General features: G+C 38.3%; 26 protein-coding genes. 14 read left to right on the top strand and 12 right to left on the bottom strand.

Going from position 1 to position 25,711, the window contains the following annotated elements:
• Positions 1 to 50: 50 nt before the first annotated feature.
• The 3 genes from SJY09_RS05925 to SJY09_RS05915 form a co-directional block, all read right to left on the bottom strand.
• Entirely contained in the window at positions 51 to 590 is a 540-nt protein-coding gene (locus SJY09_RS05925; RefSeq protein ID WP_396638041.1) for a DUF4440 domain-containing protein, read from the bottom strand.
• A gap of 202 nt (positions 591 to 792) precedes the next feature.
• Entirely contained in the window at positions 793 to 1,005 is a 213-nt protein-coding gene (locus SJY09_RS05920) for a hypothetical protein (protein ID WP_396638040.1), read from the bottom strand.
• A gap of 48 nt (positions 1,006 to 1,053) precedes the next feature.
• Entirely contained in the window at positions 1,054 to 1,542 is a 489-nt protein-coding gene (locus tag SJY09_RS05915; protein ID WP_396638039.1) for a hypothetical protein, read from the bottom strand.
• Between SJY09_RS05915 and SJY09_RS05910 the strand changes: the two genes are divergently transcribed.
• Positions 1,531 to 1,686, top strand: coding sequence for a hypothetical protein (locus SJY09_RS05910; RefSeq protein WP_396638038.1), 156 nt, complete (start codon positions 1,531 to 1,533; stop codon positions 1,684 to 1,686). The two genes, SJY09_RS05915 and SJY09_RS05910, sit on opposite strands and share 12 nt — an antisense overlap.
• A 2-nt stretch (positions 1,687 to 1,688) precedes the next feature.
• Here SJY09_RS05910 and SJY09_RS05905 read toward each other — a convergent pair whose 3' ends face one another.
• From SJY09_RS05905 to SJY09_RS05895, 3 genes are all read right to left on the bottom strand, one after another.
• Positions 1,689 to 2,804 (bottom strand): pyridoxal phosphate-dependent aminotransferase, encoded by a 1,116-nt coding sequence (locus tag SJY09_RS05905; protein ID WP_396638037.1) that lies wholly within the window; start codon positions 2,802 to 2,804, stop codon positions 1,689 to 1,691.
• Between the two features lie 68 nt (positions 2,805 to 2,872).
• Positions 2,873 to 3,436 carry a hypothetical protein gene (locus SJY09_RS05900; RefSeq protein WP_396638036.1) on the bottom strand — a complete coding sequence of 188 codons (564 nt, stop codon included), beginning with the start codon at positions 3,434 to 3,436 and terminating at the stop codon, positions 2,873 to 2,875.
• A gap of 10 nt (positions 3,437 to 3,446) precedes the next feature.
• Complete coding sequence (locus SJY09_RS05895; protein WP_396638035.1) at positions 3,447 to 3,890, bottom strand: hypothetical protein; 444 nt, start codon at positions 3,888 to 3,890, stop codon at positions 3,447 to 3,449.
• Positions 3,891 to 4,205: 315 nt separating this feature from the next.
• On the opposite strand from SJY09_RS05895, the gene SJY09_RS05890 reads away from it, so the two are divergent.
• From SJY09_RS05890 to SJY09_RS05870, 5 genes are read left to right on the top strand one after another with little or no spacing between them, the layout of a single operon-like run.
• On the top strand, positions 4,206 to 5,315 hold the full coding sequence (locus SJY09_RS05890; protein WP_396638034.1) for a DUF2891 domain-containing protein: 1,110 nt from the start codon (positions 4,206 to 4,208) through the stop codon (positions 5,313 to 5,315).
• 1 nt (position 5,316) lies between these two features.
• Positions 5,317 to 6,510, top strand: a complete 1,194-nt coding sequence (locus SJY09_RS05885; protein ID WP_396638033.1) for an Nramp family divalent metal transporter — start codon at positions 5,317 to 5,319, stop codon at positions 6,508 to 6,510.
• The gene (gene pxpA, locus SJY09_RS05880) at positions 6,511 to 7,254 is read left to right on the top strand and encodes a 5-oxoprolinase subunit PxpA (protein ID WP_396638032.1); all 744 of its coding nucleotides are present in this window, start codon (positions 6,511 to 6,513) and stop codon (positions 7,252 to 7,254) included.
• Complete coding sequence (gene pxpB, locus SJY09_RS05875) at positions 7,251 to 7,988, top strand: 5-oxoprolinase subunit PxpB (protein ID WP_396638031.1); 738 nt, start codon at positions 7,251 to 7,253, stop codon at positions 7,986 to 7,988. Before pxpA ends, pxpB begins: the two co-directional genes overlap by 4 nt.
• Positions 7,981 to 8,820 (top strand): biotin-dependent carboxyltransferase family protein, encoded by an 840-nt coding sequence (locus SJY09_RS05870; RefSeq protein ID WP_396638030.1) that lies wholly within the window; start codon positions 7,981 to 7,983, stop codon positions 8,818 to 8,820. The genes pxpB and SJY09_RS05870 overlap by 8 nt, the downstream gene beginning before the upstream one ends.
• 1 nt (position 8,821) lies before the next feature.
• Here SJY09_RS05870 and SJY09_RS05865 read toward each other — a convergent pair whose 3' ends face one another.
• Complete coding sequence (locus SJY09_RS05865; RefSeq protein WP_396638029.1) at positions 8,822 to 9,550, bottom strand: nitroreductase family protein; 729 nt, start codon at positions 9,548 to 9,550, stop codon at positions 8,822 to 8,824.
• A 316-nt stretch (positions 9,551 to 9,866) separates the two neighbouring features.
• Between SJY09_RS05865 and ilvD the strand changes: the two genes are divergently transcribed.
• From ilvD to SJY09_RS05825, 8 genes are all read left to right on the top strand, one after another.
• Entirely contained in the window at positions 9,867 to 11,543 is a 1,677-nt protein-coding gene (gene ilvD, locus SJY09_RS05860) for a dihydroxy-acid dehydratase (RefSeq protein WP_396638028.1), read from the top strand.
• A gap of 80 nt (positions 11,544 to 11,623) precedes the next feature.
• Positions 11,624 to 13,357: a biosynthetic-type acetolactate synthase large subunit gene (gene ilvB / locus SJY09_RS05855; RefSeq protein ID WP_396638027.1), complete on the top strand. Its 1,734-nt coding sequence runs from the start codon at positions 11,624 to 11,626 to the stop codon at positions 13,355 to 13,357.
• A gap of 21 nt (positions 13,358 to 13,378) precedes the next feature.
• Complete coding sequence (locus SJY09_RS05850) at positions 13,379 to 13,966, top strand: O-methyltransferase (protein ID WP_396638026.1); 588 nt, start codon at positions 13,379 to 13,381, stop codon at positions 13,964 to 13,966.
• Positions 13,967 to 14,015: 49 nt separating this feature from the next.
• Positions 14,016 to 14,543: an acetolactate synthase small subunit gene (gene ilvN, locus SJY09_RS05845; protein ID WP_396638025.1), complete on the top strand. Its 528-nt coding sequence runs from the start codon at positions 14,016 to 14,018 to the stop codon at positions 14,541 to 14,543.
• Positions 14,544 to 14,618: 75 nt separating this feature from the next.
• Positions 14,619 to 16,094, top strand: a complete 1,476-nt coding sequence (gene ilvC / locus SJY09_RS05840) for a ketol-acid reductoisomerase (protein WP_396638024.1) — start codon at positions 14,619 to 14,621, stop codon at positions 16,092 to 16,094.
• A gap of 35 nt (positions 16,095 to 16,129) precedes the next feature.
• The gene (gene ilvA / locus SJY09_RS05835) at positions 16,130 to 17,380 is read left to right on the top strand and encodes a threonine ammonia-lyase IlvA (protein ID WP_396638023.1); all 1,251 of its coding nucleotides are present in this window, start codon (positions 16,130 to 16,132) and stop codon (positions 17,378 to 17,380) included.
• Between the two features lie 19 nt (positions 17,381 to 17,399).
• The gene (locus tag SJY09_RS05830) at positions 17,400 to 18,977 is read left to right on the top strand and encodes an NADP-dependent glyceraldehyde-3-phosphate dehydrogenase (protein ID WP_396638022.1); all 1,578 of its coding nucleotides are present in this window, start codon (positions 17,400 to 17,402) and stop codon (positions 18,975 to 18,977) included.
• A gap of 100 nt (positions 18,978 to 19,077) precedes the next feature.
• Positions 19,078 to 20,367 (top strand): serine hydrolase domain-containing protein, encoded by a 1,290-nt coding sequence (locus SJY09_RS05825; protein ID WP_396638021.1) that lies wholly within the window; start codon positions 19,078 to 19,080, stop codon positions 20,365 to 20,367.
• 115 nt (positions 20,368 to 20,482) lie between these two features.
• Here the strand turns inward: SJY09_RS05825 and leuB are convergent, their stop codons facing one another.
• The 5 genes from leuB to leuC form a co-directional block, all read right to left on the bottom strand.
• Positions 20,483 to 21,538, bottom strand: coding sequence for a 3-isopropylmalate dehydrogenase (leuB, locus tag SJY09_RS05820; protein ID WP_396638020.1), 1,056 nt, complete (start codon positions 21,536 to 21,538; stop codon positions 20,483 to 20,485).
• Between the two features lie 61 nt (positions 21,539 to 21,599).
• Positions 21,600 to 21,947, bottom strand: coding sequence for a four helix bundle protein (locus SJY09_RS05815; RefSeq protein WP_396638019.1), 348 nt, complete (start codon positions 21,945 to 21,947; stop codon positions 21,600 to 21,602).
• A 36-nt stretch (positions 21,948 to 21,983) separates the two neighbouring features.
• Positions 21,984 to 23,498 (bottom strand): alpha-isopropylmalate synthase regulatory domain-containing protein, encoded by a 1,515-nt coding sequence (locus SJY09_RS05810; protein WP_396638018.1) that lies wholly within the window; start codon positions 23,496 to 23,498, stop codon positions 21,984 to 21,986.
• Between the two features lie 30 nt (positions 23,499 to 23,528).
• Complete coding sequence (gene leuD / locus SJY09_RS05805) at positions 23,529 to 24,125, bottom strand: 3-isopropylmalate dehydratase small subunit (protein ID WP_396638017.1); 597 nt, start codon at positions 24,123 to 24,125, stop codon at positions 23,529 to 23,531.
• A gap of 33 nt (positions 24,126 to 24,158) precedes the next feature.
• Complete coding sequence (gene leuC, locus SJY09_RS05800) at positions 24,159 to 25,568, bottom strand: 3-isopropylmalate dehydratase large subunit (protein ID WP_396638600.1); 1,410 nt, start codon at positions 25,566 to 25,568, stop codon at positions 24,159 to 24,161.
• Positions 25,569 to 25,711 lie beyond the last annotated feature (143 nt).

Genomic DNA, 25,711 nt, shown 5'->3' with positions numbered 1-25,711 from the left:
GTTATGTGTATGATAGTGGTCTAGTGCTGTGCGTATTAGTTTTCTCAATACTATTCCAATAAATTCCATTCTTGTTCTGTTGCCTTAGTTTTTTGATATTCCATGACCATGAGCCAGGCACCATCGCGTTTTATGAGCAAAGCATCAAAATGTACATATTGTTTTGGATTTGCTTTGCCAGTACTATCGGTAGATTGAAAGGCAAAAATTCCAGTTTCATGAGCGGTAGTTTCGCTACCTACACGTTGTGAAAAACGGAACGTCACGTTATTTACTGTTTTCCCAGCCTTAGTGTCTATAAAACCTGGTTTCCAGTTCGCTAGCGCTTTGGAAATGGATACAGAGGTTTTATTTTTCCCTGTGGTAAAAACAACGACCGCATCTTCATGGTAAGTAGCGGCATAGCCTTCAAAATCTCCAGATGCTACGGTTCTCGAAATTTCTGCCCAAAAGTGATTGAGTTCCGTTATGCGTAATGAATCATTGGAGATTGTGATACTACTGTTGCTATTGATTTTGTTGACATGTGCATGTGTTAGCGTACCGCTTAGGGTCAGTAGTAGTGCTATAAAGATTTTAGTTGTTTTCATAGGTGCATTTGAATTTGCTCAACTATTACTATTGCTTTTCAAGATACAGAAATAATTAGTTTTTTGCTTTGTGTGGTCGAGGAGTGTAGATAATATTAGAGATTTGTAGAGGCAAACTTATACGTAAGCCAACCATTTTAATATGCTAGGGCGAGCCGGAGGTAAAACACTAAATTTAAATTATTAAGGACTACATGTTACCCTACTTAATGGACTTTTCTTTTCTAATTTTTTTAACCACGAAAATTATTAATATGATTAATAATAAAACTTGTGCAAGGATTAAAACAATCGTTCTGTAGCTGATTTTTGTATAGCTATCATAGTAATTAAAAATAAATGATGATTCTTCATTCATAAAATAGCCTACCAAAAAGGTCGCAACTGTAATACCTATTAAAATTTTATTTTTCATAATTTAGAAATCTTAGCATTGGTGATTAAAAAAATAATATTAATGAAATTAAGGTGATAATATAAATTTTGTACTGATTCTTAAGTCGGTTTTATTCAACTCGTGATTTAAACTAAATACTATCTGATATTTGGTTTTATTCCAAATTATAAATGTTGGGTTTTCATGGAAACCGCATGTCCTTAATGTTATATTGGTCTCTACTGTTGTAATCCCATTTTTATGAAACTGCTCATTTACGTTCATAATTTTATTTGAGCAACTCATACTATCAGGAGTGCCATATCCTTCTAATAGGGCGTCATAGAAATTCTGAGTGATAATAGTATTAAAATCGGCGCTTATAGAATTTATTACACCATTATTATCGGTTGTTAGCAGCATCAAGTCAATCCTTTCGGTGAAGTATTTGATATTTTGATTATTTGCTACATATGTTTTTGAATTAGGTTTGTGTTCTAAATCAAGTCTAATTACTTCATACGGAATGTTGTCAATGTTTAGACCTATAAATTCTTCAATTGATTGATTCATCATAAAAAAAGTAAAAAAATAGATGATAATCATAATTATTCACAATTGTTATCCATCCCCGAGAATGTTTCCATGTGTGGAGCTAAAGAACGTATGTTAGATTATGGGCTTTTGGTAAAATTATCGCGTTTGGTCAGCAAAAAATAAAATCACCCCATCACCTTCCGTAGTGCTTTATCAAACAGTGCCATGTCCTCCATAGTGCCTGTACTAATGCGTGCCCATTCGTAGAAAGGCGGGAAGGGCCTTCCAATCAGTACATTTTCTTTTTCCATTGCAGTGATCATTTCATCAATGGGTCTACCGGTCTTAAAGAAGACAAAATTGGTATGTGAGGGCACATAGGTTAAGCCCAAATCATCCAGAGTTTTATAGATAGATGATTTGGCTTCTGCATTTTTGGCGATACTAAATTTATAGAATCCATCATCTTTGAGTGCCTCTTTTGCTGCCTCTATAGCCAGAAGATTGGTCATCGCCATGACGTGTTTTTTTAAGGTATCCGCAATTTCCGGCCGTGCCACGAGATAACCAATGCGTAGGCCGGCCATACCAAATACTTTGGAAAAGGTTTTAGAAACGATAACATCCATGCCTTCTTTGACTAATGTTATCATGGAAGGATAATCGGGTTCGGTTATAAAACCATAGTAAGCTTCGTCGCTAAAGACCATGGTCTTTTTACTGGTAGCGATACAGAAATCACGTAGGGCGTTTTTATCCAATAATGTCCCCGTGGGATTGTTAGGATTACAAATAAAGACCAAACCGGTTTTGGAGTTCATGCGGTTTTTCATTTCCTTTAAATCGTGGCCCATGTTTTTATCTACGGGAACACGGTGCACGTAGCCTTCAAAATTTTCGGCATAGGTAAGCATGGACTGGAAGGTTGGATCCGCCGCAATAATCTCCTTTCCTTGACTTCCGTAAGCCAATCCCGCAGCTTTTAAACCTTCTGTGGAGCCTCCTGTAAGTACAATGTATTCCGGGGGTACGCCTTCTTTTTCGGCGATTTGTTCAATGAGCGGTTTATATACGAGCGAGGGATATCTACAGGCTTTATCAAAGGAGTTTACAATCGCATTACGAACAGCTTTGGAAGGTCCATAAGGGTTTTCGTTAGAATTTAGTTTGGCAATCCGCTGCCCATCAAGAGAACTCTTTTGCGGAATATCCATTGCTAGGGAACTTAACCCCCCTAAAAAAGTAAAACTGCCGGATAAACCGGCAGTTTTTAGCCATTGTCTTCGATCTATATTTTTCATAACCTAAACTTTTGGTTTAAGATACGAAAATCTAGAAAAGTAGGTAATTAAAGATTTAGGGCTATGCTTTACAATTGAAATTCTTCGTTATTTGGGTCGTTTTTAATTTCTTTTGCGGGACTAAATATATCTTTGAGAATATATGCGGTTACAATACTAAGGCCAATGGTTAATGTAGGTATGGCATATTCCCAGTTTAATAGGTGCATTAAGCCTCCAGAAATAATCGTTAAGACTCCAGCCACCATGGCAAAGTTCCAAATGATTTCTATGATACTGTTCTTGGCTTTGCGGTCATCATCCATAAAATAGGAAGTGCCTTCCATTGCAAACCAAGTGATAAATGTTATTGCCGTACCTATTTGAAAAATTAGGGTATAAGGGAAATCCAATATTCTTAAAAGTCCATTGGTGGTCCAAAAAAGTACCAATATCATTTTAATGTAAGCAACGGGTTTTTTGTCCTCTTTTTTACTGAACCTAACACTGTACAACACTGCTATGGCCAAAAATGAGATGAAGGTGACCACAGATGCATAGGGAATTAGTAAAATACGCATTAACATACCACCTAATAATGCAGCTAAGGCAAACCGTATCGGAGTTTTCAATGCTTTATTGGAATTTCTCATAGGTTTTGTTTTAAATCACTTTGGTATTTGCTTTTAGTCCTTCCATAATACCTATAATATTCTTTACCGTTTCATTGAGGTAATTGCGTACCACAATGTGGGGAATTCTAATGGTGGTAAATCCATTTTTAAAAGAATGCATGGCCTCTTCTAAATTATTAATGGCTTGGTCTTCCGTTAATTTTTCATAGTCGGAGTCTATCTCAATATTTAGTTTTACTCTGGAGAGGGCAATGTCTATCGACTTTTTACCATCCCACCATTCTAGCATCGCATGAATACCAGCTTCTTTAAGGCCATAGTACAATTGAATGGCTTCAAGAGGCGTGTTGTTCTTTTTAATCAATTCTTTCATCATGGAATGATGATGGGCGCAAAGTTCTACGCCTAGGCTATCCATTGCATTTTTATGATCTAAATAGCCGAGTTCTTTTTTACATTCTAAACAAGTCATTAAGTAGGTTAAGGTTGATTTGGGATTAGTATAACCGTTCCTTTTTTGAATTATTATAGAGTATCGATGTATGACACCCAACTTTTAGACGAACTGCATTTTTTTAGATGAACGGTATCAAAAAATGTTAAAACTGTGGTGAAAGTAGGCTTGCAACTTGTGGGCATTTACCTAATTTGAGCTTATATTTACTCGATAAACGAGATTTAAATACTCCGACGCTTGCGTCGAAAGTAAACGTGATTTTCCTTTTAATGCCTCGCGGGCTTGTCCCGGGGTAGTTTGCCAAACTAATTTTAAGAAGCCTTTTTTGCTATGCGCCGATTTATTTTATTCATCTTATTCCCTTTAGTATTATTGTCAGGCTGTAAAAATGAAGTCAAGACCGAACCTACTCAAGTGATAGCGCATGTGCCTCCGACGTTAAACCTTACCGAAGCCAATCGGTTGGTGAAACTTCCGCTAGAGTGTATTTCAATTGAATATCCGAACAAATTGAATCAATCTTTAAAGGACAAATCTTTTATTGGGGAACCTAGGGAGTTGCACCCTGCATTTTATGGTTGCTATGATTGGCATTCTGCCGTTCATGGACATTGGTCCTTAGTATCACTATTGAAACAATTCCCGGATTTGAATGAAGCGGATACGATTCGTGAGAAATTAAAGGCCTCTCTTTCAGAAAAGAATATCGCATCGGAAGTGGCGTATTTCAAAATTCCCGGCAATGCTTCTTTTGAACGAACTTATGGTTGGGCGTGGATATTAAAATTAGCGGAGGAACTCCATACCTGGGATGATCCACTAGCAAGGGACCTAGAGAAAAATTTACAACCGCTTACAGATGTCATGGTTCAGTCTTATTTAGATTTTTTACCCAAACTGAATTATCCTATTCGTGTGGGCGAGCATTCCAATTCTGCTTTTGGGCTTTCTTTTGCGCTTGATTATGCAGAAACTTTAAATAGTACCAACTTAAAGGAAGAAATTAAAAGAACGGTAAAAAGGTTTTACGCAAACGATAATACTATGGGAGGTTGCCCGTTGGAATGGGAGCCCAGCGGTTTTGATTTTTTATCTCCTTGTTTAGAAGAAGCGTATTTGGTCAGTAGGATTTATGAGCCCGCTAATTTTAAAATTTGGTTCGATGCTTTTTTACCACAATTGACCGATCCTAAATTTAATTTAACTCCCGGTAAAATATTAGATAGAACCGATGGTAAATTGGTGCACTTAGATGGACTTAATTTTAGTAGGGCATGGTGTTTATATGGAATTGCCGAAGCCTTACCGGAATATGCCCATCTCAAAGAAATAGGAAAAGAACATATCGCCTATTCATTGCCTAATATCGTCGATGATAACTATGGAGGTACGCATTGGTTAGGTTCATTCGCTATTTATGCCTTAAATAAAACCAAGTAGTATGTTTAAGAAAGTTGGTCCAGGAGTTTTGGTAGCTGCGGCTTTTATTGGTCCAGGCACGGTTACGGCTTGTATTCTTGCTGGTGTAGGTTACGGTTATACCTTGTTGTGGGCTATGCTATTATCTATAATTGCAACGGTGGTACTCCAAGAAATGTCCGCGCGCTTGGGTGTTGTTACCCAGAAGGGATTAGCCGATGTCATTAAGCAAGAATTAAAAACCTCATGGTTACGGAACACGGTATTGGCCATTATTCTTGGGGCTATCGTCATTGGTAACGCAGCCTATGAAGCCGGTAATATAGGAGGAGGAACCCTAGGTTTGGAAGCAATTTTTGGGGAAACGTATTTATCGTACTATCCCGTGGTTATTGGATTACTGGCTTTTGTACTTCTTTTTCTAGGGAATTATAGAATTCTAGAAAGGGCTTTTGTTTTACTGGTGGTATTAATGAGTTTATCCTTTGTGCTAACGGCGGTTATTACCAAACCCAATATTTTAGAAGTACTAGAGGGCTTATTCGTACCTACCGTACCAAATGATAGTATATTAACCATTATCGCTTTGGTAGGAACAACCGTAGTGCCCTATAATCTCTTTCTGCATGCGTCATTGGTCAGCGAGAAATGGAAGAGTACAGCCGACCTTAAAGCGGCGCGTAGGGATACCTTCATTGCTTTAATATTGGGTGGCTTGGTATCTATTTGTATTATTATTTCAGCTTCGGCCATTCAAAATACGGAGGTAAAAAACGTTATGGATATGGCAGAGGGACTTACGCCTTTGTATGGTAATGCCGCGAAATATTTTATGGGTATTGGGCTGTTCGCCGCAGGAATTACATCGGCAATTACCGCACCCTTAGCGGCCGCCTATGTTGCCAATAGCTGTTTTGGTTGGAAGGCCGATTTGAAAAATATAAAATTTAGACTGGTATGGATGCTTATTTTAGGTCTAGGCGTATTTTTCCTTTCATTCGGTATAAAACCCATAGAGATTATAAAATTCGCACAGATTGCTAATGGCATTCTTCTGCCCGTTATAGCAGTTTTTTTACTGTGGGTGGTGAATAGGGTTTCGGTAATGGGCGTGTATAAGAACACCAGATTTCAGAATATAATCGGTATAGTGATTCTGTTGCTTTCTGTGCTACTTGGTGCTAAAAGTATATTAAAGGTATTTGGATTATTGTAAATGAAGCGTTACGCTATTGATATAAATTGTGATGTAGGCGAGGGGATTGGCAATGAAGCTAACCTATTTCCCCATATTTCCTCTTGTAACATTGCTTGTGGTGGTCATGCCGGAGATAAAGACAGTATGAAAGCTATTATAGCACTAGCCAAAAAGCATCACGTAAAAATCGGTGCGCATCCTTCTTATCCCGATAAGGCTAATTTTGGAAGAGTATCGCTGCAAATCAGTCCACTTGCACTACGAGCAAGTATTCAAAAACAAATAGCTGACCTAGAAGCGGTATGTACTAATGAAGAAATAGAACTTCACCATATAAAACCTCATGGTGCATTATATAATGATATTGCCAAGGACGAAAAGTTGGCACAAATTTTTTTAGACGCTATTGAAAAATACAAGACCAACCTTAAACTGTATGTGCCTCCTGCTTCTGCAGTAGCACGTAAGGCGGTGGAAAAAGGTTTTCAAATTGTTTTAGAGGCTTTTGCAGATAGGAATTATACAGATGACTTGCGCTTAGTATCCCGAAAGGAAACCAATGCACTAATAACAAAGCCTGAAAAGGTGTTAAGGCATCTAGTTTTACTGATTAAAGAAAAATGTGTGGTTACAAGGTCAGGAAAGAGAATACCAATGGCAGCGGAGACTTTTTGTGTGCATGGAGATACTTCTTCGGCTTTTCAAATATTAACGTATCTTTCTAAGGAATTACCGAATCAAAATATATTTTTAAACAATTGATACTTCCCTCCATTAATATAAAGCCATTCGGTGTTCATGCTATTTTAATAGAATGGCCCAACGAGGTAACCGAAACTATTTTGAATAGTATATTACAGTTTGAAAACTACCTTCATGAAAACTGCTTAGAGGGCGAAAACTGGGAAACCGTGCCAGCCTATAATTCGTTACTTATCCTAAATAGAAACATTGAACTGAACTACGATGAATTTAGAAACAAAATCCAAGCATGGTACCAAGAGGAAAAAGAAAGTACCCAAGGGCAGCGTTATCTATGGCGTTTGCCTGTGAGTTATGACACAGAATTTGGAATAGATTTGGTATACGTAGCGGAAACACTAGGTATTACAACAGATGAGGTAGTAGCATTGCATACCGGCAATGAATATACGGTTTATGGTATAGGATTTCTTCCTGGTTTCATGTATTTAGGAGGATTGCCGAAAGCCTTGGAACTGCCAAGAAGAGCAACACCTAGACTTCAAGTAGCAAAAGGTGCTGTGGGACTGGCTGGAAGGCAAACGGGAATTTACCCTCAAGAATCTCCCGGAGGTTGGAATATTATCGGCAGTTGTACGGTTCCAATATTCAATCTTAAAAATGAAAGTCCATGTTTTGTTAGTGTTGGGGATAAAATTCAATTCTATCAAATTTCTAGGGCGGAATATGATTTACATAAAATAGAGGCAGAGGTAGGTATTTATCAACCGGAAAAAATTAAGATAGATGCTTAAAATATTAAAGTCCGGTTTTTATACCACGGTACAAGATTTAGGTAGATTCAACTACCGTAATAAAGGTGTTCCCGTTGCTGGGGTTATGGACCAATTATCGGTTTTTAAGGCCAATACATTATTGGAAAACGAAACTACGGATGCCGTTCTTGAAATAACCATGACAGGACCAACCTTGGTCTTTGAAGAAGAGACCTATATTACGCTGTCTGGTGCGGAGATGTCAGCTACCTTGAACAATTTGCCCATTCAGAATTATAAGGTATATCAAATTAATATTGGGGATATTCTTTCCTATGGAAGATTGGAGAAAGGATTTCGTGCTTATTTGGCTGTGAAAGGTGGTTTCCGATTACAAAGTATCTTAAATAGTTATTCCTTTTACAAACCCATTACTCCAGAAAATAGGTTGAAGGACGGGGATGTGGTTACTTTTGAATACAACAAGCTTTTTAAACCAAAAATTTTGGAGATAAAGGTGGATTCCTTTTTGGAGGATACGCTACTCGAGGTTCATCGGGCGCCAGAATACAGTTTACTGAAAGAAAAGCAATTAGCACAGCTATTTGATGGTGGGTTTACGGTCGCAAAAGAGAATAATAGAATGGCCTATCAGTTGGAGGAATGTATAGATGGTCACGCTATCAACATGCTTACTTCGGCGACCTTGCCAGGTACGGTACAACTAACACCCTTAGGTAAATTAATTGTTTTAATGAAGGACGGGCAAACAACTGGTGGCTACCCCAGAATATTACAATTATCGGATAAAGCTATTGCAGTCTTGGCCCAGAAAAGAGAAGGTTCTAAAATTTCCTTTAAACTCCTCTGATTTATGCCTTTTTGTAAACTTCTTCAAAAGGAACTCTAAAACGAGGACCGTAGATACCGTTCTCATCTCGTATTCCGCAGCCTATGACCATATTTATTTCAGCTTTGCCGGGAAGGTTAAGTATTCGTTTTACTTTTCCCGTATCGCTACCTTCCATAGGGCAGGTATCGTATCCTATTGCCGCCATACTTATCATAAAATTCTGAGCCGCTAGTCCGGCACTCTTATGGGCTACGATACGCAAATCAGAATTTCTAACTTGTTTATAAGTAGGTCTGAAGAGACCAATTATTTGAAATATGATGTATTTCAACCAACCTAAAATACCCAAGAAGTCGGTGTATATAGATGGTATCAATTTTTGGTAATAGTTGAGGGCGAATTTCTCTCGCTTGCTATAATCTTCCGGATTCCTATCACCATAGCTCTTTTCTAAGAAACCGATATTGGCTTTTGCTCGCTGTTTCCATAAGTCTTTTCTTGCGACTACTACGACCAATTGCTTGGCTGTTTTAGCTGCATTTTGGTCGAGACATGCCTCCGTCATTTTTTCCAGAATGGCCGAATCCGTGATATGATAAAACTCCCATAACTGAAGATTACTGCTGGTTGGTGCCAGCACCGCATTATGAATACATTGTTTTACTTTTTCATCATTTAGCGCTAGGTCTTTATTAAATACGCGCACGGAACGTCTGTATTGTATGGCTTCAGTTACGGTTTTTTCCATGTAAGGGTTTAATATAATATTATAGGTATTAAAACCGCTAAAGTAATTATTTCTGTAGAGCCGATTTTAAATGATTTAAGAAACGGCTATCAGATACGTCCGATACCAATTTTTTTATGCTACTAGATCGAAAGGATTGTTTATTGAATATGATATAAAAAGAAGTGTTATGTATCTCAAATTCAATGTGTTAAATCAATTTTAATGAAATTGAATTTGAACCAGTTGTTTTTGTTAAAATTATAGCGGTATTTAAACTTTTATCTTTGATAGAATACGAGAATTAAATCGATTAAGCGCTTACGAGAACTAGATTATGGAATTGAACAAATACAGTAAAAACGTTACACAAGATTCAACCCAACCCGCAGCACAGGCTATGCTTTATGCTATAGGTTTTAAGGATGAAGATTTTAGTAAACCATTGGTGGGTATAGCTAGCACAGGTTATGAAGGCAATCCTTGTAACATGCACCTTAATGACTTGGCTAAATTGGTTAAAGAGGGTGTTAATTCTAAGGAGACTGTTGGACTTATCTTTAATACCATAGGTGTAAGTGATGGTATTTCCATGGGAACACCGGGAATGCGTTTTTCATTACCTTCTAGGGATATTATTGCAGACTCTATGGAAACTGTTGTGCAGGGAATGTCTTATGATGCCTTGGTTACGGTTGTAGGTTGTGATAAGAATATGCCAGGAGCTTTAATGGCTATGCTGCGTCTTAATCGTCCTTCAATTTTAGTATATGGTGGTACAATAGAATCTGGTTGTCATAACGACAAGAAACTAGACATCGTTTCCGCATTCGAGGCTTGGGGAGAAAAAGTAGCGGGAACTATGGGAGAATCGGAATATAAATCTATTATAAAGAAATCCGTTCCCGGAGCGGGAGCTTGCGGAGGAATGTATACGGCAAACACCATGGCTTCTGCAATTGAAGCTTTAGGCATGTCTTTACCATATAATTCTTCGAATCCTGCTATAAGTAACAATAAAGAATCAGAATGTATCGCAGCGGGAAAACAAATGCGCATCCTTATTGAAAAAGATATTAAACCTTTGGATATCGTTACCCGTAAATCGTTGGAGAATGCTATCCGTTTAGTTACAATAATGGGTGGTTCTACCAATGCAGTACTTCACTTTTTAGCAATAGCAAGAGCTGCAGATGTAGAATTTACACTTCAAGATTTTCAGCATATCAGCGATACCACTCCGTTTATAGCCGATTTAAAACCTAGTGGTAAATACCTTATGGAAGATGTACACAGAGTAGGTGGCATTCCTGCGGTATTGAAATACTTATTGAAAAATGGCCTCTTGCATGGGGATTGTCTTACCGTTACCGGAAAGACCTTGGCAGAGAATTTAGAAAATGTTCCAGATTTAGAAGAGGGGCAAGATGTTATAATGCCTTTAGATAAACCAATAAAGGCTACAGGTCATTTGAGAATGTTATACGGAAACCTTGCTACCAATGGCTCCGTGGCTAAGATTACCGGAAAGGAAGGTTTGCTTTTTAAAGGAACCGCGAAAGTATTTAATAGTGAGTATGATGCCAATGACGGAATACGAACGGGATTGGTGAAAAAAGGAGATGTGGTCGTCATAAGATATGAGGGACCTAAAGGTGGCCCTGGAATGCCAGAAATGCTGAAACCTACTGCTGCCATAATGGGTGCAGGTTTAGGAAAGGATGTCGCCTTGATAACCGATGGCCGTTTTTCAGGTGGCACCCATGGATTTGTTGTAGGGCATATATCACCAGAAGCACAAGAGGGAGGTACAATAGCCTTAGTTAAAGACGGGGATATAATAACTATTGATGCCGAAACAAATGCTATTAGTGTAGCCGTTTCAGAAGATGAGTTAGCGAAGCGAAAGACTACTTGGGTAGCACCAGAATTGAAATTTAAAAAAGGTGTGTTGTATAAATATGCACGATCGGTTTCATCTGCTGCACAGGGTTGTGTAACGGATGAATTCTAGATGCGGTAATAGCATTACAGGAATAACCAGTTTAAAAAATTTTTTGAATGTGAGCCCTTGGCTTGAATTTGATTTGTACTATGGATACAGTAAAAGAAAAACAGAAAGCGTCAAATGCAGAAACTACTATTAGAATTTCTGGAGCGGAGGCAATTATCCATTGTTTATTGGCAGAAGGTGTAGATTTACTTTATGGATATCCAGGAGGTGCCATAATGCCAGTCTATGATGAGCTTTATAAATTTCAGGATAAACTTACACATATCTTAACGCGCCATGAACAGGGAGCTACGCATGCTGCACAGGGCTATGCTAGAATTTCTGGTAGGGTAGGTGTGGCTATGGCTACATCAGGCCCGGGAGCTACTAATTTGGTGACGGGACTTGCGGACGCCCAGATAGATTCAACACCAATGGTCTGTATCACGGGTCAGGTACCAAGACATTTACTGGGTTCAGATGCTTTTCAAGAAACTGATATCATCGGTATTTCTACGCCGGTGACGAAATGGAATTATCAAATTACGAAGGCCTCTGAAATTCCCGAGATAATGGCCAAAGCATTTTATATTGCAAGATCTGGAAGACCAGGCCCGGTTCTAGTAGATATTACAAAAAATGCCCAGTTTGAGGAATTTGACTTTTCTTATGAAAAATGCCGAGGAGTTCGTAGTTATAACCCAAAACCAAAACCAAGTACCAAAGCTTTAGAAGCTGCAGCTGAGCTTATCAATGCTGCAAAAAAACCTTTTATTGTTTGGGGACAAGGAGTTATTCTAGGTAAGGCGGAAGAAGAATTAAAAGCATTGGTGGAAAAAGCAGGAATACCTGCTGCTTGGACCATTATGGGTGCTTCTGCCTTAGATACAGACCATCCTTTGAATGTTGGTATGGTAGGAATGCATGGAAATTATGGGCCTAATCTATTGACTAATGAATGCGATGTTCTATTAGCTATAGGTATGCGTTTTGATGACCGTGTAACAGGCAGATTGGAAGATTACGCCAAACAGGCAAAAGTGATTCATTTTGAAATTGACCCAGCAGAAATCAATAAGAATGTTCACGCAGATGTAGCTGTGTTAGGTGATTCTAAAGAAACCTTAAAACTTTTACTGCCCTTGGTTGATGCAAAATCCCATGAATCTTGGCATAATGTCTTTAAAGAAAAATATAAAATAGAATTTGATACGGTAATCAAAAACGACATTCACCCTACTAAAGACGGTTTAACGATGGGTGAAGTAATCGAGGAAATTAACATTGCCTCGGAACATAAAGCAGCAATAGTAACGGATGTTGGTCAACACCAGATGATAGCATGTAGGTATGCTAAATTCAAAGAATCAAAAAGTAATATAACCTCAGGAGGTCTCGGTACAATGGGCTTTGCCTTGCCAGCTGCTATTGGTGCAAAGCAAGGAGCTATGGATAGAGAAGTCGTAGCCGTTATAGGCGATGGAGGGTATCAAATGACCATACAAGAGCTTGGTGTTATCTTCCAACATAATATACCGGTAAAAATTGTGGTATTAAATAACGATCACTTGGGAATGGTACGTCAATGGCAAGAATTATTTTTTGATAAACGTTATGCCTCAACAGTAATGGTAAATCCTGATTTTGTAAAAATTGCAGAAGGCTACCATATTGAAGCAAAACGGGTTAGTGAGCGGAAAGATTTAAAGGCGGCCGTAAAAGAAATGATAGCATCGGATAAGCCTTATTTCTTGGAAGTAAAGGTAGAGAAAGAGGATAATGTGTTCCCTATGATTCCTTCTGGGGCTTCTGTTTCGGAGGTACGATTACAATAATAAAAAGACAAAGACCCTATAGTGCAGGAAGCGAATATTAAAGATATACCGGATATTTACCCAGAGATTCAACGTAAATCAGAAGAAATAGGTTTTACGATGCCTTCTGATATGTTCATCGGTTCTTTGCTTAAAACCTTAATACACTCAAAACCGGGAGCGCAAATTCTAGAGTTAGGTACTGGAATTGGTCTGTCCTTATCTTGGATGATAGCAGGGATGGATGAAGACGCGCATTTAATTACTGTAGATAATGACCCAAAACTCATTGCGATAGCAAAAGATTATTTTGGAGAAGACAAAAGGGTGGAGATAATATGTGAGGATGGTACAGAATGGATTAAGAAACAAAAGGATACTAAATATGACCTTGTTTTTGCTGATGCTTGGCCGGGAAAATATAGTGAAATTGATGTCATTTTAGAAATGATAAATCCTGGAGGATTTTATATTATTGATGATATGACTTCACAACCCAATTGGCCAAAAGGTCACGATAAAAATGTAGAACAATTGGTTGGTTATTTAGAGGGTAGAGCAGATTTTAGTATAACAAAGATGAATTGGTCATCAGGAATTATAATTGCAGTAAAAAAGAATATTAATTAATAAAACAACCCATCATGTTCCCTTCTTTTGAAGGGATTAAGGGAGGCTTATGGAAAAACAGTGGTTTACCATATCAGTATATTCGGAAAATAACGTAGGATTACTGAATAGAATATCAGGTATATTTTTAAAGCGGCATATTAATATTGAAAGTTTAAATGTCTCAAAATCAGAGATTGATGAGGTTTCTAAGTTCACCATTGTGGTCTACACAACGGACAAGTGGGTTAAAAACATCGTAGGACAGATAGAAAAGCAAATAGAAGTAATCAAGGCATTCTATCACAAGGATGATGAAACGATATACCAAGAGTCTGCTTTGTTCAAAATTGCCTCTGATCTTTTATTTGATGAAAGACAAATTCAAAATATCATAAAAGACAGTAATGCACAAATCGTTACAGTTGCCCGAGACTTTTTTGTACTTGCCAAGAGTGGAAGAAGGTATGAAATCGATGAAATGTACGAGCAATTAAAACCATTTGGAATTATGCAATTTGTTCGTTCAGGGCGTATTTCCGTTTCAAAGGATGAAATGCAGATATCGGCTTTAATAAAAGAGTTTCAACACAATTAAATAATCATAACAATAAACAACCGCTGAACATTACCGATGCCAATCGGGACGGCACTAAATTAAATAGAACATAAAATGGCGAATTATTTTAATACACTATCATTAAGAGATCAATTAACCCAATTAGGAAAATGTAGGTTCATGGATTCTTCGGAATTTGCTGATGGTGTTACCGCTCTAAAGGGAAAAAAAATTGTCATCGTAGGATGCGGGGCACAAGGCTTAAACCAAGGATTGAATATGAGAGATTCTGGTTTGGATATTGCCTATACTCTTCGTGATGCTGCAATAAAAGAAAAAAGACAATCCTTTATCAATGCAACAGAAAATGGTTTTACCGTTGGTACCTATAACGAGTTGATTCCTAGCGCAGATGTAGTAATCAACCTTACTCCAGATAAGCAACATACTGCTGTTGTTGGTGCAGTTATGCCTCTGATGAAGAAAGGAGCTACCTTGTCTTACTCACATGGTTTTAATATTGTAGAAGAAGGAACACAAGTACGTAAAGATTTAACGGTAATTATGGTGGCACCAAAGAGTCCAGGTTCTGAGGTTCGCGAAGAATACAAAAGAGGGTTTGGTGTTCCAACACTAATCGCCGTACACCCAGAGAACGACCCAGAAGGTAAGGGGCTTGCACAAGCTAAGGCCTATGCCGCAGGAACAGGAGGGCACAAAGCGGGAGTTTTAGAGTCCTCATTTGTGGCCGAGGTGAAATCTGATTTAATGGGTGAGCAGACCATTCTTTGTGGTTTGTTACAAACAGGTTCTATACTATGTTTTGATAAAATGGTGGAAAAAGGGATTGATGCCGGCTATGCTTCCAAATTAATTCAATACGGATGGGAAACCATTACAGAGGGCATGAAATATGGAGGTATAACCCATATGATGGACCGTTTATCTAATCCGGCCAAAGTAAAGGCTTTTGAATTATCAGAAGAGCTAAAGGATATTATGCGCCCCTTGTTTCAAAAACATATGGACGATATCATGACAGGACATTTCTCTAAAACAATGATGGAAGATTGGGCCAACGATGATAAAAATTTATTGACGTGGCGTGCTGCTACCGGAGAAACTGCCTTTGAAAAAACTGCAGCGGGTAGCGACGACATTTCTGAGCAAGAATTCTATGATAATGGAGTTTTGATGATTGCTATGGTTAGGGCAGGAGTAGAGTTGGCTTTTGAATCCATGACCGAATCGGGAATTATTGCAGAGTCTGCCTATTACGAGTCCTTACACGAGACACCTTTAATAGCGAATACAATAGCACGTAAAAAACTTTTTGAAATGAATAGAGTTATTTCTGATACAGCAGAGTACGGTTGTTATTTGTTCGACCATGCATGTAAACCGTTATTGACCGATTTTATGAAGAAAATAGATGTAGATGTAGTTGGAAAACACTTTGGTGCAGGAAAAGATAATGGTGTAGACAATGCCAAGTTGATTGAAATAAACAAAACCTTACGGGAACACCCCGTAGAAATCGTTGGTACTAGATTAAGAGCATCAATGACTGCGATGAAACCCATCGTTTAACAGCGGAACCTATCCTATTATATAGGGTGCATATCATGGAATATTTCCCTAAAATAGAGGACATAAAAAAAGCGGCGGTAATCATCCGACAGGTAACGGAGGTAACGCCGCTTATGCATAGTATTCGACTCTCAAAGTATTATGATGCCGATATTTTCTTAAAAAGAGAAGATTTGCACCGAGTGCGTTCCTATAAAATTAGAGGGGCATTTAATAAAATAAGCACGCTTCCAGAAGAACAGCATAAAAGAGGAGTAGTATGTGCAAGTGCGGGAAACCATGCCCAAGGTGTGGCTTTTGCTTGTAATCACCTTGGAATAAAAGCTACTATATTTATGCCTGCGGTTACACCAAAACAAAAAGTTGAGCAAACAAAAATGTTTGGGGAATCTTGGGTTACGGTAATTCTAGAAGGAGATACTTTCGACGATGCTTACCTGGCTGCTCATAAGTATGGCGAAAAAGCGGATATGACCTTTATACATCCTTTCGACGACGCCAAAGTTATTGAAGGACAAGGAACGGTAGGTTTAGAACTTATAGAACAAACGAAGAAAGCCATAGACTATATTTTTGTCGCTGTTGGTGGTGGCGGATTGGCTTCTGGATTAATTGGAGTTTTTAATGAACTGTCGCCAAATACCAAGATAATCGGAGTTGAACCAGAAGGGGCACCTTCGATGAAAACATCTATCAAAAACAATACGAACACCACACTAGAGATAATTGATAAATTCATTGATGGCGCAGCTGTTAAAAGGGTCGGGGACCTAACCTTTTCTATATGTAAAGATAAATTGTATAAGATGGTAACGGTTCCAGAAGGAAAGGTGTGTCAGACAATACTGGACTTGTACAATAGGGATGCTATCGTCGTTGAGCCGGCCGGAGCCTTAAGTATCGCTGCACTTGATATGTTTTCTGAAGCGCTTAAAGGTGAAAACGTCGTGTGCATTATTGGGGGAAGCAACAATGATATTACAAGAACGGCAGAGATAAAAGAACGCGCCTTACTTTACGGTAATTTAAAACATTATTTCATTGTCCGGTTTCCACAACGACCTGGTGCCCTAAAAGAATTCGTTGCAGAAATCCTAGGCCCAACAGATGATATTACGCATTTCGAATATTCTAAAAAATCGAGTAAAGAGAACGCCCCGGCAGTTGTGGGTATTGAATTGAAGTCCGCATCCGACTTGGAACCCTTGGTACGTAGAATGAAAGAGAACAGCTTTTTTGGCGATTATTTGAACGATAAACCAGACCTATATCAATATTTAGTTTAATTTATAATAGCACACAAATATGACTATTCCTGAAGAATTTCAAATAACGAATACGATAGAACAACGAACCTATTTGGTAAATGGTGAACTAAAATCTTGGAGTGGTAATACGACTGAGGTTTTTTCTACCATTTCTTCTACAAAGGATTACAAACCTACGCTCTTGGGAAGTATTCCGGATATGCAGGAGAAGGAAGCTTTAGATGCTCTGGATGCTGCATTGGGAGCCTACGGCAAAGGACAAGGAGTGTGGCCAACCATGCACGTAAAAGACCGTATTGAATGTATGGAGGTTTTTGTTGCTAAAATGAAAACCAAGCGAGAAGAGGTGGTAAAGTTATTGATGTGGGAAATTGGAAAGTCTTTACCAGATTCTCAAAAGGAATTTGATCGTACCATTGAGTATATTGAAGATACTATAGAAGATTATAAACAGCTGGATAGGGACGCAGCTAAATTTCAAAAGCAAGATGGTGTTTATGCGCATATTAAACGTGGTCCTTTAGGTGTGGTGCTTTGTTTGGGACCTTATAATTATCCCCTTAATGAGACGTTCGCCTTGTTGATTCCCGCAATTATTATGGGGAATACTACCATTTTTAAACCAGCAAAGCATGGCGTGCTCTTAATAACGCCATTGCTGGAGGCCTTTCAAAGTAGTTTTCCTAAAGGAGTGGTCAATATAATTTTTGGGCGTGGTAGGGCAGTAGCTGCTCCAATAATGAAAACAGGGAAAATTGATGTTTTAGCTTTAATAGGAAATAGTAAGTCTGCAAACGCACTACAAGAACAACATCCAAAAAGCAATAGACTACGTTTAGTCTTAGGTCTTGAGGCAAAAAACCCCGCTATTATTCTGCCTGATGCAGATATGGACTTAACCGTGAACGAAGTCGTTGCAGGAACAACTTCTTTTAACGGGCAACGTTGTACGGCCCTAAAAGTTGTATACGTGCATAATGAGGCACAGGATGTATTTTTAAAGAATTTCAGTGCTGCAATAGATGATTTAAAATTTGGTAATCCGTGGGATGAAGGTGTAAAACTGACGCCACTTCCGGAACCACAGAAACCCGACTATATTCAGGAATTAATTGATGATGCCTTAGCAAAAGGAGCTAAGATCATGAACGAAAAAGGGGGACAGCGAACGGAAAATTATATTTGGCCAGCAGTTTTGTTTCCGGTAACAAAAGATATGCGCGTCTATCAAGAAGAGCAATTTGGTCCGGTAATACCAGTAGTTCCGTTTTCTGATATTGAGGAGCCTCTGGATGATATGGCAGAAAGTAATTATGGACAACAGGTAAGCCTTTTTGGTAAGGATGTGTATGCACTTGCGCCTTTAATAGATACTTTGGTAAACTTGGTGTGTAGAGTTAATTTAAATAGTTCTTGTCAGCGTGGACCGGACGTTTATCCCTTTACAGGAAGAAAAGATTCAGCACAGGCAACATTAAGCGTTCACGATGCTTTGCGGTCTTTTTCAATTCGAACATTTGTAGCCTTCAAAGACAATGATTTGAATAATGAGACCATTCAGCAATTGTTGGAAACAAAATTATCCAACTTTGTAAGCACGGATTATATTTTATAATAAAGTTTTGTAAACAGTTCGTAGTTAATACTATATAAATTATTTGCAAAGGCAATAATCCATACTGATTTTTAGTTTATAACAAACTATCGGTCATAAAATGTATCCTATTAAGCCTGTTCATGTGATTTCTTTAAGTAGACTTAAAATTGTTGGAATTATCCTTACAGGTGTACTGACTTATTTGGTGGTATCCTCTTTTATAGCTGTTAGTTCTGATACTATCCTCAAAACCAATACACATACTATAAAAACCACGTTGGATGATGAATCCGTAAAACGGTTTAAGTTGTTTAAGGAGAACTTAAATAGCGAATTGCAAGACTATTTTCAAGAAGCCATAGAGGAAGGACAAATTGTTGGCGCAGGGGTTAGTATTGTATATGGAGATTCTATATTATTGTCAGACGGATTTGGTAAACGTTCTATTGATAAAAACACTAAAATTGATGGCGAAACCATATTTCGATTAGGTTCCCTATCAAAAGGATTTGCCGGAGTGTTGGTGGCGAGTTTGCAAGAGGATGGAAAATTGGATTGGGAGGATAGGGTTGTTGAGCACCTTCCAAATTTTCAATTTGGTGATAGTGTTAATACCAGAAAGATAAAGCTCTCACATGTTCTTTCCCATACTACAGGTACGCCATATCACAGTTATACTAATTTGGTAGAAGCAGGAATTCCAGTAGAAAAAATTACCGAACGTTTTAAAGATGTGGAACCTCTTAGTAATCCTGGAACCATATATAGTTATCAAAATGCAATGTTTTCCCTTAGCCAGGAGGTAGTTAAAAAGGTAACCGGACAAGAGGTAAATACGCTTTTGAAAAATAGGTTTTTTGAACCGTTGGGGATGACATCGGTTTCCATGGAGCATAAGGATTTGGTTAACGCAGAGAATGTAGCACTGCCACATTCGAGGAGAAAAAACGGTTGGCACAGTTTAGTTTTGACCGATAAGTACTATAACGCAGTAGTTGCGGGAGGTATTAATGCAAGCTCTAATGACATGGCAAAATGGATGCGTTTCCTATTGGGACATCGGCCCAAGGTATTGAAATCCAAAACGATTGAACAAGTTTTTAATCCGTTTATTGAGGTTAACTACAATAACAAATATTATCAACGTTGGCCTGATCATTTAAAATCTCATTACGGATATGGTTGGAGAATCCATCAGTTAAAAAGGAAGGAATCACAACATGAAAAAACCATCTGGCACCATGGTGGTAGTGTAAATAACTATAGAAATGAAATTGCCCTCTATCCTGAGGATGATTTAGGTATTTGTGTCTTACTTAATGGAAACTCTAGACTGGCACAAACTGTAATCCCTGATGTTTACGAGATAGTTGCTAAAGTATATAGTAAGACTTACCAAGAGTATTAAAGTTATTTTCAAATAATTTTGGAATCTTTTTCTCAGCTGTGATTCCACTATAAAAAAGCATCGCTCAAAACATATATGTTCCAAGAGATGCTTCTTATTTCTTTTCTCGTTAGGGCTATATATTCGCCGCTAACCAATCGCCGACCTCGCTAGTTTTGTAGGCCTTTGCACCTTCAGCTAAATCCTCGGTAACCACACCCTCAGCAAGTGATTTATTTACAACATCCCTAATGGCCTGCGCTTCTTGTGGTAAGTCCATATCTTCAAATAACATGGCTGCGGATAGCACTGTTGCCAATGGATTCGCAATATCTTTACCTGCTGCTTGTGGGTAAGAACCGTGAATCGGTTCGTATAACGAAACCTTGCTTCCTACGGAAGAGGATGGCATTAATCCCATAGAACCGGAAATTACGGAGGCTTCATCCGTTAAAATATCTCCAAAAAGGTTAGCAGTAATCATCACATCATAGGCACTTGGCCATTGCACCAATCGCATAGCTACGGCGTCTACAAATTCATAGGATACTTCCACTTCAGGGTATTCTTTTTCCATGGCTTGAACAGTTTCTCGCCATAATCGGGATGACTCTAAAACATTCGCTTTATCTACGCAACAAAGTTTTTTGGAACGTTTCATGGCCATTTTAAAACCTTTATGGGCTAAGCGCTCTATTTCAAAGCGTTCGTAGGTCATAGTATCATAAGCAGTATGGCCATCGTCCTTTCTACCTCGTTCTCCAAAATAAACTCCGCCCGTTAGTTCTCTTAAAATAATTAAGTCGGTTCCTTCGATTCGTTCTCTTTTCAAAGGAGATTTGTCTATTAGAGAAGGAAATGTAAAAGTGGGTCTCACATTGGCAAAAAGTCCTAATTTTTGGCGCATTTTCAATAAACCTTGTTCCGGCCTTACTTTTGCAGACGGATCATTATCGAACCTTGGGTGGCCAATGGCACCGAATAGCACAGCATCTGCGTTTGCGCAGATTTCATGTGTTTCTTCTGGATAAGGATCTCCGACCGCATCAATTGCGGCAGCACCGGTCAGTGCTGGTTTCCAATTAATCTCGTGGTTATATTTGTTCGCTATTACATCACAAACTTTTACCGCTTGGTCTATTACTTCTGGGCCAATTCCGTCACCGGCCAATAAAGCTATGTTTAATTTCATGTTTTTATACTTTTTTGCTTTGCGCTAAGCGCTAAGCGCAGTTAAGATTACTAGTTTTATTTTATAATTTTTGAATAAGATTGTTAAGACTTCTTTTTATCTTGTTTGCTTTATCGTGTATGATTAAAAAATCGTCATTTTTAATATATTTTAAATCCTTAGCCAGAATGGTAAAATACGCTAATTCACTTGCTGAGCCTTGTGAAATAATTAAAAAGCGTCTGAATTCTGCATCTGATTCCCTGCCACATCCTTCGGCAATATTTGCTGGAATTGAAGAAGAAGCTCTACGCATTTGATTAGTAATTTCAAATTTTTCATCGGCTGGAAAGCTTTGTGTTAGATTATAAATATCCATCGTAACCTCGTGACCAATAATCCATACATTATATTTTTTATAATCTTTCATAGACCCTAAGGCTCACAGCGTTAAGCGAAATGCCGGTTAAATTATATTCAACATCTTTTCCGTGGCCTTTATTGCCGATACCGTCTGGTCAGAATCCAAGCCTCTAGATGTAAACTCTTTCTCGTTCATGGACCAGGTAATAACTGTCTCACAGAGGGCATCAGAATTGCTTCCGGGTGGTATTCTTACCGCATAATCTATTAATTCTGGAAGTGCAATTTTTTTAGAAGCGTATACTTTGTGTAAGGCATTCATAAAAGCATCATATTGTCCATCTCCCTGGGCATTTGCCTCAAATAGTTCTCCATTTATTTCTACAGATAGGGTAGTGGAGGGCATTAAACCTTTCGCATGGGTCAAAACATAGGATTTTACAAACACTTTTTGTTGATGGGCATCGGTATCAAGCACATCGGATATAATAAAAGGTAAATCATCCTTGGTTACCCGTTCCTTTTTATCTCCAAGTTCAATGATGCGTTGGGTTACTTTTTTTAATTCATCGGTATTAAGTTTTAAACCCAGCTCTTGCAAATTTTTCTGAATATTTGCTTTCCCGGACATTTTACCTAATGCATATTTGCGTTTTCTCCCGAAACGTTCCGGCATTAAGTCACTAAAATATAAGTTATGTTTGGAATCTCCGTCCGCATGAATTCCTGCAGTTTGTGTAAATACGCTATCTCCTACAATTGGTTTGTTCGCCGGGATAGCCAAACCTGCAAATGCAGATACCAATTTACTTACTTTAAAAAGAGATGTTTCGTTAACATTGATTTCTATTTCCGGTAAAAAATCATTTATGACTGCTATAGCACTAGCCATGGGGGCATTACCCGCACGCTCACCCATACCGTTTACAGTTAAATGTAGTCCATGACAACCTGCCTTAACTGCTTCCATAACATTTGCAACACCTAAATCATAATCGTTATGTCCATGAAAATCAAAATGCATTTCTGGATAGCGTTGTACGATTTCTTTTAGAAAATCATACGTTTCTCTGTGGGTAAGTATACCCAAGGTATCAGGTAGTAAAATACGTTTTATAGGTTGCGTGGAAAGAAAATCTAAAAACTCGAAAACATAGTCCTTTGAGTTTCGCATTCCGTTACTCCAATCTTCAAGATATACATTATTGATGATTCCTTTTTTCTCCGCCTGACTAAAAACTTCCGCTATTTCTGAAAAGTGTTGTACCGGTGTTTTTTTAAGCTGATGGGTAAGATGATTTAAAGAGCCTTTTGTGAGCAGATTTTGGGATTTCGCTCCTGCTTCTTCCATCCATTTCAGGGATACTCCACCGTCTACGAAGGTTAACACTTCTACACGGTCTAAATAACCTTTTGTCCCAGCCCATTCCGTAATTTGTTGCACCGCTTCCAGTTCACCTTCGGAAACTCTTGCGGAGGCAACTTCGATACGGTCCACTTTAAGTTCATCCAGTAATAATTTCGCAAGTGTCAATTTCTCAGATGCAGAAAATGAGACTCCCGAAGTCTGTTCCCCATCCCTGAGGGTGGTATCCATGATTTCCACCTTTCTTTTCATTGTAGTGTTCCTATAATTGGAAATCAGATTTTAAAGTGGTGTAGTTTTAGCGAAAGTTTCAATTTTATCTTTGATGTTCAATAGGTAATCAATATCATCAAAACCATTGGTCATGTTATTTTTCTTGTAATCATTGATAGCAAATGACTCACTTTCTCCAGTTGCCAATAGCGTAACCTTTTGTTCTGGTAAGTTTACTTCTATTTCTGTTTTAGGGTCTGCTTCAATAACCGCAAAAATCTTTTGTAAAAAAGTTGCACTTACCTGCACAGGTAATACCCCAATATTTAAACAGTTTCCTCTAAAGATATCTGCAAAAAAACTAGAGATTACACATCTAAAGCCGTAATCATAAACGGCCCATGCAGCATGCTCTCTGGATGATCCTGAACCAAAATTTTTGCCACCAACTAAAATTTTACCGGTGTACTTTTTGTCGTTCAATACAAAATCTTCTTTTAGTGTATTGTCTTGGTTGTAACGCCAATCTCTAAATAGATTATCTCCAAATCCTACGCGCTCCGTAGCTTTTAAGAAACGTGCAGGAATTATCTGATCGGTATCTACATTCTCTATGGGAAGTGGTACCGCAGTAGTTTTTAATATATTGAATTTATCGTATGCCATTTTAAATAGATTCTAGATGTTAGATATAAGATTTTAAACTGCCTCTCTTTCCATTAATTCTCTCGGATCGGTAACTTTTCCGGTTACCGCTGCCGCAGCAGCCACTAAAGGACTTGCTAACAGTGTTCTTGATCCGGGTCCTTGTCTGCCTTCAAAGTTTCTATTTGAAGTACTTACCGCCAATTTACCCGGTGGTACTTTATCATCGTTCATTGCCAAACAAGCAGAACAGCCTGGTTCACGCAGTTCAAAACCTGCTTCGGTCAGAATATCCAGAATACCCTCTTCCTTAATGGCACTTTCTACTTTATGTGATCCTGGAACTAACCAAGCCGTAACGTTACTAGCCTTTTTACGTCCTTTTATGATGGAGGCAAATGCCCTAAAATCTTCTATTCTACCATTGGTGCAACTTCCAAGAAATACAAAATCGATAGGTTTTCCAATCATGGAATCTCCTTCATCGAATTTCATATACTGTAAGGATTTTTTATAAGTAGAGGCACCTCCTTGAACAGCATCAGCATTTGGTATGTCGTTAGAAATACCCATACCCATACCAGGATTGGTACCATAGGTAATCATAGGTTCAATTAGCGAACCGTCAAAAGTAAGTTCTTTATCAAAAATAGCATCAGAATCTGTGTAAAGTGTTTGCCAGTAGTCCATAGCCTTATCCCAGGCTTGGCCTTTGGGCGTAAACTCACGACCTTTTACATAATGAAATGTCTTTTCGTCCGGAGCTATCATGCCGCCACGGGCTCCCATCTCTATACTTAGGTTACAAACTGTCATACGTCCTTCCATCGTCATATCGGTAAATACGTCACCTGCATATTCTACAAAGTAGCCAGTTGCGCCAGAAGTAGTTAATTGCGAAATGATGAAAAGTGCAACATCCTTAGGGGTTACCCCATATTGTAATTCTCCAGTAATATTAATACGCATGCGCTTAGGTTTAGGCTGCATAATACATTGTGTTGCCAAAACCATTTCTACTTCAGAAGTTCCAATACCAAATGCAATAGCGCCAAAAGCGCCATGGGTAGATGTATGTGAATCTCCACATACAATGGTAGCTCCCGGTTGTGTTATGCCATATTCAGGACCCACAACATGAACAATACCATTTTTTTGATGTCCAAGACCCCAATATGAAATACCATACTCATTGGCATTTTCTTCTAGCATTTTTAGTTGGTTCGCGGACAATGGGTCTGCAACGGGCAGGTGTTGGTTTATGGTTGGGGTGTTATGATCGGCCGTGGCGAATGTCTTTTCAGGATGCATTACCCTGATTTTTCTATTTTTTAATCCTAAAAAGGCAACCGGACTCGTTACTTCATGTACCATGTGTCTGTCTATAAATAGTACGTCCGGGCCATCTGTAATTTTGTGCACAACATGAGAGTCCCACACTTTGTCAAATAAGGTTTTTGATATGCTCATAGTATTCTTAATCTAAGTGACAAATCTATTAAAACAAGGGGTTTTTTGGAAATTAACTGAAATTGAAATTACGATGTTCAACATGCTGGGCGTATAAAAAGTTATTTCATCGTTTAAGCTCTATTAAAGATCAATCA

The organism is Maribacter sp. R77961 (assembly GCF_044594925.1).
Classification (GTDB): domain Bacteria; phylum Bacteroidota; class Bacteroidia; order Flavobacteriales; family Flavobacteriaceae; genus Maribacter.
This window is presented reverse-complemented; position numbering and strand designations above follow the sequence as displayed.